This is a genomic window from Labrys miyagiensis (genome assembly GCF_030160835.1).
Classification (GTDB): domain Bacteria; phylum Pseudomonadota; class Alphaproteobacteria; order Rhizobiales; family Labraceae; genus Labrys; species Labrys miyagiensis.
In genome coordinates this window covers 1-6,272 of the sequence record NZ_BSPC01000056.1, presented here as the reverse complement: position 1 = coordinate 6,272, position 6,272 = coordinate 1, and the positions used below count along the sequence as shown (strand labels likewise).

Here is a 6,272-nt window from a genome sequence, read left to right as displayed (position 1 = left end):
TCTCTATCTTAACCGCAGGCGCCCTCCCGCGCAGCGGGTTCGTTCATCGGCCCCGTTGAGGAGCGGAGGCGTCATCCAACCGGCGAGGCGAAAAGTTGCAATACGCCCATGGCCGCCGTTGACACTATCCTGGTCGCCGGGCACCTCACCGCACGCAAATCTTCGCGATATCGTTCACCCAGCAGGCCCCCTTGCGCATGAGCGTTCCCAGCGACGCGTTGGCGTGCATTTCCTTGCGATCCTCATTCCACTTGGCTTCCGCCGTGTCTCCATTCACATCGACATAGGCGAAATAAAAGCCTTTGCGGGGGATCGGCTGGTCATCCCGAAGAACGCCTAGGGCAAAGGATCCCTCTCCCATATCCTCGACATTGCAGCGGCCGTTGATATAGGTCTTGCCCCTGACCACGAGTTCGCACCGAGCCCACCGGTCCGCGGCGTTCGCCGCACTCCCCGTCACAGCGCATAGGGCGATAGCGCCAGCCACGACGATCGATCGCATGGTCTACCTCCTCGTGTGCCCGTGAGACTGCGTCTTTCGGGCGGGTATCTCAAAGCCTCCGCATTTTGAAATGGTCGCGTGGGTTTCGAATATGTTGTTTTGCACACTCCTGCCGGGTGCAGAACGATGGTGAAGATCGAACGGCATGTTGAACATGCTATGAGGCCTGCGAACTATGCCCCGCCTCTGAACACGATCGGTTGCGAACTAAAACTCACGTCGGCTATTCACCGTACCATACCGGAAGACACCGGTCCGCTTTCGGCCCCGCAGACGTCGGCAGCATGCTTGGCTGCGGGTTCGATGCCTTACGGCCGAGCACCGCTTCGGATCCATGCGGCAACAAACAGGCAGAGCGCGATGGTCGCGCCGAACTCGGCGCAAAAAAATATCAGCACGTCGGCCCTGATGCCGAGCGGCGGCGTGCCGGGCAAAGCAGCACGGAGCGCTGGCACCGCAAAGATGATCGCTCCGAGAGCGCCCGCAAAGGTGACCTCGACGCGCCTGACGCCAGCGAAGACGAGGCCCCCGATCAGCAAACCGCAGATGGCAATCACGGCCATGGCGACGTAGACGGCGATCCCGAAGATCGACACGGCTCCCGATCGCCGTATGTCGAGCCGCAGACCGACGGCTTCCTTGCCCTGCGTGGGCTCGGCCCGACCTCGGACGCGAAAGCCCAGCAAGCCTTCCCAAAGCGTCACGTGGATAGGCAGCGCCGTCTCCTTCCCATCCGCGCCCGTTTCGCTGACCGCCAAGGTCATGCTCGCCCGGTACCTATCCAACGGATAGTCGCGCACGTCTCCATCGCTAAGATCGAAGTCGAACACCACTTCGGGAAGGGGCTGGCCGATGGTGATGGCGACGTGCTCGACCTGATTGCCGCGCTGGATGACGAGCGAGCGGTTGCGGTCGCCTATGGCAACAGGCGCACCCGCGATGGCTGCCGGTACCATGCTGATCCGCATCTGCAGCGAGGAATTGACCGGGTCGACGCGGAGCGGGTGAAGATAGATCGTCACGATGCCGTCGCCGAGCGCTTTGCCGAGCTGCGCCTCGACGGGGCGATCCGATGGGCCGAACAATGCGAGCATGAGCCCATAGGCGAGGGCACATAGTCCGACGAGCACGGCCAAGAGTGCAATCCGACGCTTTATGGATCGCGCCGGGTGCGACGGGGTCGATGGGCCCGGGGCGTCCGTCGTGGGCTGACCGAGGGTGTCATTCATCGTTATGCCCTCTCGAACCGCTACCGCCCAATGACTTCCACCGCGATGGGGGTTCTCTGATCGGTGCGGATCCAACAGGCTTGATCAATCGTCATGCCGCACGTGCCGCCCTGCGCTGTCGCCGGGCGCGTCCACTGCTCCAGCGCTATCGACACGAGCGCAGCCGCGATCACGGACAGCACGCATTTTGTGAAGTTATCCACCATCGTCGCCTCCCTCCAATGACACGAAGCTTATTTCGGACGGTCCTGCTCAGCAATGACAGGATGGCGCAACGTGCGGAGGAATACCGCCTGCGCCACGCGCCCCATCCTCGCCGTTCCCGGGCAAGTGAGTCGTCCCGAAAGCGGCCATCTATTCCAAATACGGCGTCAGCACATCTTCGATCCATTTCATGAATGCGCGGACTCGGCGCGACAGATTGCTCCTATGTGCCACGACGAGGGACACGGCGAGCGCCCGGCGACGAAAATCGGGTATGATCTCCACAAGCGCTCCACTCTCCAAGTATCGGCCAATCCCCAAGAGTGGCGCCTGAATCAGGCCAAGGCCGGCGAGGGCAGCGGCTTCGTAGGTCTGCGCGCTGTTGACATGTAGCGCACCTGGCAACTGAAGCGTCGCGTAGCTGTCGCCGTCCGGATATTCCCATCCGTAGGGTCTTGCGCCCAGCATCGTCGAAAAATGAATTGTCCGATGTTCCTGGCGCTGGAGATCTTCCAGCGATCGAGGGACGCCATAGCGCGCCAGATAGGCGGGACTGGCAGCGTTGACCATGCGCAACAGGCCCAGCGGGCGGGCAATCAGCGTCTCGTCGCCGATGGAACCAAGTCGCAATACGCAGTCAAACCCCTCTTGAACCAGATCAACTTGCCGATCCGTACTCGACACCTCCAGCTCCAACTCGGGGTGAGTCGCCATGAAATCCGGCAAGGCCGGCACGATTGTTGTGCGCGCCACCTCGGTTGGAAGATCGACGCGTAATCGCCCGCGAAGCGCCACGCGATCGCTCGCGAACATTGAGTGCAGATCATCAACTTCAGCAAGCAGATCGCGGGCACGGGCATGGAATGCACGTCCGTCCTCCGTCAACCGCACGCTGCGCGTCGTCCGGTGCAGGAGCCTGACACCGACATCTTCCTCCAGCTTTCGGACTGCTGTTGAGGCCCTCCCCTTTTGGATGCCCAGGCTATCGGCCGCGTGGGTGAAGCTTCCCATTTCCGCGACCGTTATGAAAATGAGGATGGGCTCGAGATTCTGCATTTTCATGCCTCGGCATTGTTCATCACAGGGAGAACAGTGAGTTCATTTCCTCGGTGTTTATCATACCCAGGAGACACAGTAAGCTCCGAATATGGGATCCCCCCATCGGAGAATGACAAGTGTCCGAAACCATGAACCTGCATCACGTGCCTGAAACCATGACCTTGCATCGTGCCCTGTGGGCCGGCCGGATAATGAGCGCGTTTGTCGTTGTCGCTCTGGTGGCAGACGGCGCTATTCAGCTTTTCGCGCCGGCACAGATCGCGAGCATGTTGCAGGAAACAGGGTTCGCGATGGACCTGACCCGTGTCGTGGGTCCGATCATACTTGCCTGCGCCGTCCTTTACGCCATCCCGGCCACCGCCGTCCTCGGCGCGATCCTGGTGACGGGCTTTTTGGGAGGTGCCATCTGCGCCCATGTCCGCATTGGTGAGTTGGGGTCGCCGCCGGAATTCGTTTCCCTGCTTCTGGGCGCGATGACATGGGGCGGTCTCTATGCGCGCGATCCCCGAATCCGGGCCATTCTGCCGCTCATCCGTTGAACCAACAGGGGACGTGCTCTGTCCCTCAAGATCAGGAGAAAACACATGTTTTTAGTAATGGGAATCACGGGAAAAGTGGGCGGTGCAACGGCAGAACATCTGTTGGCGCATGGCAAGGAAGTACGCGCGCTGGTCCGCAATCGCGAGAAGGCGTCAAGCTGGGCGAAGCTGGGCGTGGAACTGGTTGACGGCGATTGGAATGATTCGGCAGCCATCGAGCAAGCGCTCAAGGGCGTCGAAGGCGCGTTCGTCATGTTGCCGGCTGTCTGGACACCCTCGCCCGATTACAAAGAAGCCAAGGGTGTGATTGCAAACTATGTCGAGGCGCTCACCAAGGCAGCGCCGCCGCGAGTGGTTGCGCTTTCGTCGATGGGTGCGAACCGAACCGGCGGGCTCGGGATGATCACAGCCTTGTCGCTTCTGGAGCAAGGTTTTCGCGACCTGATATCGCCAATCGCATTTGTGCGCGCAGGTGGATTCTTCGAGAATTTTCTTTACGGCTTACAGGTCGCCCAGGGCGGAACGCTACCGGTCTACTACAATCCGACAAACCGGAAATCGACCATGGTCGCGACGAGCGACATCGGCGCGGAGGTCGCAACCCTTTTGACCGGGCCAGCATGGTCAGGGCAGCGCGTCGTCGAGCTTGGTTCGATGGTCACCGCGGATGAAGTCGCAGAGCAATTGGGTGAGGTCCTGAATCTCGACGTGAAAGCCTTTGCAGTCCCGCGTGCAGGGTGGGCCGAAGCGTTCGAGCGTTTCGGCATCCCGAAGGGCCACACCGGACCTGCCGAAGAAATGTTTGAGGCCGTGAATGCGGGATGGATGGACCTCGGAGTCGAGGGCACGGAGCACGTAGCGGGTACGACGCCCGCACGCGATGTATTCGAGGCTGCACAGAACGCCGCCAAGGGCTAGAGCAAAGCGCGTTCAAGCGTAAACGCTGCAATGCTCTAACTCTTTGTTTCGACGCGTCTTTGCGATTCTTGCCGAGTCCGTCAAATCGCAAAACGCACTTGGAGCGGACGTTGGCCTTAAACCCATAAGCGGACCTTCGGCCACGCGCCCCATCTGCAACATTTAGCTCCCTGGATGGCGATCCCGTAAGCTGCCGTTCGCCTCAAATGTCTTCCAGCGGTCGGTGAAGAGGTCCGCCGGATACAGCGGCCTGCATCAATCGGCATTCGGCCGTATCATGCTCGCTCGTTGCAGAACGGCCTTCAGCCTGACCGTCTCAATCGGCGACTTCTACTTCGAGAATGTCCTCTTGTCTTCGGCCACCGTCAGAACGGCGAACTGCTCTGTAACGCCCAGGCGATAGGCCGTGATGTCGATGGAACAGCTTCGAAAACGCGGCCGCGGTCTCGTAGCCGACACGGGTCGCAATCCGTGCAATTCCCTCGTCGGTTGTTTCGAGTAGAAACGCAGCCTCCGACATCCGCCGTGCGATCAGATAACGGTACATAGGCTGGCCAACGAGCTTGGTGAAGCGAGCCGAAAACGCCGAACGACCGAGCCCCACGCTGTGCCCAAGGTCGCCAAGGGTCCAGGGCTGATCCGGCCGTTCGTGAATCAACTGAAGCGCCGGTCCTATGTGCGGGTCCGCCATCGCCCCCAGCCAACCGCCTTCTCCGGAATTGAGAGACTTGATCCAGCTTCGCAACACCTCGACGAAGAGCACTTCTGTCAGTCGTGAAAGTGCGACGTCTTGGCCGGGACGCGCAAGCGCCGACTCGCTCACCATGCGTTGCAGAATCGCCTCGAGCCATCCGTCGTCTTCAGTCGGCTTCAGGAGAAGCAGGGGCGGCAGTAATTCCAACACGCTGCCGCGCGAGGGCCGCTCCACAGTGAAATTGCCACAGATCATCGTCGAGAGCGGCTGCGCGTTGCCTCCATGACGAACGACGCCAAGACGTCCGGGCAGTCGATCGAGGTCCGGAATCGGTAGCGGCTTCGTCCGGCGATCCGAATAAATCACGTGAGGCTCGCCGCGTGTGACGACGACAAAGTCGCCCGCGGTCATGTGGAGTTCTCGTCCCTGTTCGAGCGCGAGGGTAGCTGAGCCACGACTGAGATAATGGAACAGGGCGTAGGGGCGCGCTGGCAATGCCAGATTCCACGGATGGCCGAGCTCGAAGTGGAAGAGCAGAGTCCCGCCGAGGCGGACGCGATCGAGCACTTGGGCGAGGATGTCCATGCTCCGGATGTTAACACGACGGACGATCAGACACAATATTCGGACGACTGAGGCCTAACGTCCGAGAGTTCCACGTACTACGTCATCTCAAGGCGAGCCAACAGGTCGCGCGGCAAACCATTTCGCAAATCGGCAGATGGAAGAGCCGCGACTTTGCCGACACGCTTGCCCTTTCCCCGGACCCGCGTCGTCCGTCATCTCAACAGGAACAATCAATGCGAAATCTTCTACTCTCAGTCGCCACCGTCGTCATGGCCGGAGCAACAGTTGCCGCCCCCGCCCAATCGGCTCAACTGCCCAAGGGAGCGGCTCACAATATCGTGCTCGTCCATGGCGCTTTCGTCGACCAGACGAGTTGGAAGCCGGTTGCCGATATCCTCACGAAGAAGGGCTACAACGTAACGCTCGTCGAAAACCCGCTCACCTCCCTCGCAGCGGACGTCGATGCCACCAGACAGGCGCTCGCGAAACAGAACGGCAAGACCGTTCTCGTTGGCCACTCATGGGGCGGTGTGGTCATCACGCAAGCAGGTGACGATCCC

Annotated in this window: 8 protein-coding genes; 3 read left to right on the top strand and 5 right to left on the bottom strand. The window is 60.7% G+C overall.

Translation table 11 applies throughout. From position 1 onward, the window contains the following. Positions 1-145: 145 nt before the first annotated feature. From QQL24_RS24810 to QQL24_RS24795, 4 genes are all read right to left on the bottom strand, one after another. A complete protein-coding gene (locus tag QQL24_RS24810) occupies positions 146-502 on the bottom strand; it encodes a hypothetical protein (protein WP_284314984.1) in 357 nt (118 codons plus the stop codon). Positions 503-810: 308 nt separating this feature from the next. Then, on the bottom strand, positions 811-1,632 hold the full coding sequence (locus tag QQL24_RS24805; RefSeq protein WP_284314985.1) for a DUF8686 domain-containing protein: 822 nt from the start codon (positions 1,630-1,632) through the stop codon (positions 811-813). 119 nt (positions 1,633-1,751) lie between these two features. After that, positions 1,752-1,937 (bottom strand): hypothetical protein, encoded by a 186-nt coding sequence (locus QQL24_RS24800; RefSeq protein WP_284314983.1) that lies wholly within the window; start codon positions 1,935-1,937, stop codon positions 1,752-1,754. 148 nt (positions 1,938-2,085) lie between these two features. Then, positions 2,086-2,991 carry a LysR family transcriptional regulator gene (locus tag QQL24_RS24795; RefSeq protein WP_284314982.1) on the bottom strand — a complete coding sequence of 302 codons (906 nt, stop codon included), beginning with the start codon at positions 2,989-2,991 and terminating at the stop codon, positions 2,086-2,088. Positions 2,992-3,110: 119 nt separating this feature from the next. Between QQL24_RS24795 and QQL24_RS24790 the strand changes: the two genes are divergently transcribed. Then, positions 3,111-3,533 carry a DoxX family protein gene (locus QQL24_RS24790; protein ID WP_284314981.1) on the top strand — a complete coding sequence of 141 codons (423 nt, stop codon included), beginning with the start codon at positions 3,111-3,113 and terminating at the stop codon, positions 3,531-3,533. A gap of 45 nt (positions 3,534-3,578) precedes the next feature. Continuing rightward, positions 3,579-4,451: an NmrA family NAD(P)-binding protein gene (locus QQL24_RS24785; RefSeq protein ID WP_284314980.1), complete on the top strand. Its 873-nt coding sequence runs from the start codon at positions 3,579-3,581 to the stop codon at positions 4,449-4,451. A 316-nt stretch (positions 4,452-4,767) separates the two neighbouring features. Here QQL24_RS24785 and QQL24_RS24780 read toward each other — a convergent pair whose 3' ends face one another. Next, positions 4,768-5,730, bottom strand: a complete 963-nt coding sequence (locus tag QQL24_RS24780) for an AraC family transcriptional regulator (RefSeq protein ID WP_284314979.1) — start codon at positions 5,728-5,730, stop codon at positions 4,768-4,770. 215 nt (positions 5,731-5,945) lie between these two features. Here QQL24_RS24780 and QQL24_RS24775 point away from each other — a divergent pair. Continuing rightward, the coding region (locus QQL24_RS24775; protein ID WP_284314595.1) for an esterase/lipase family protein at positions 5,946-6,272 on the top strand (327 nt) is incomplete at its 3' end.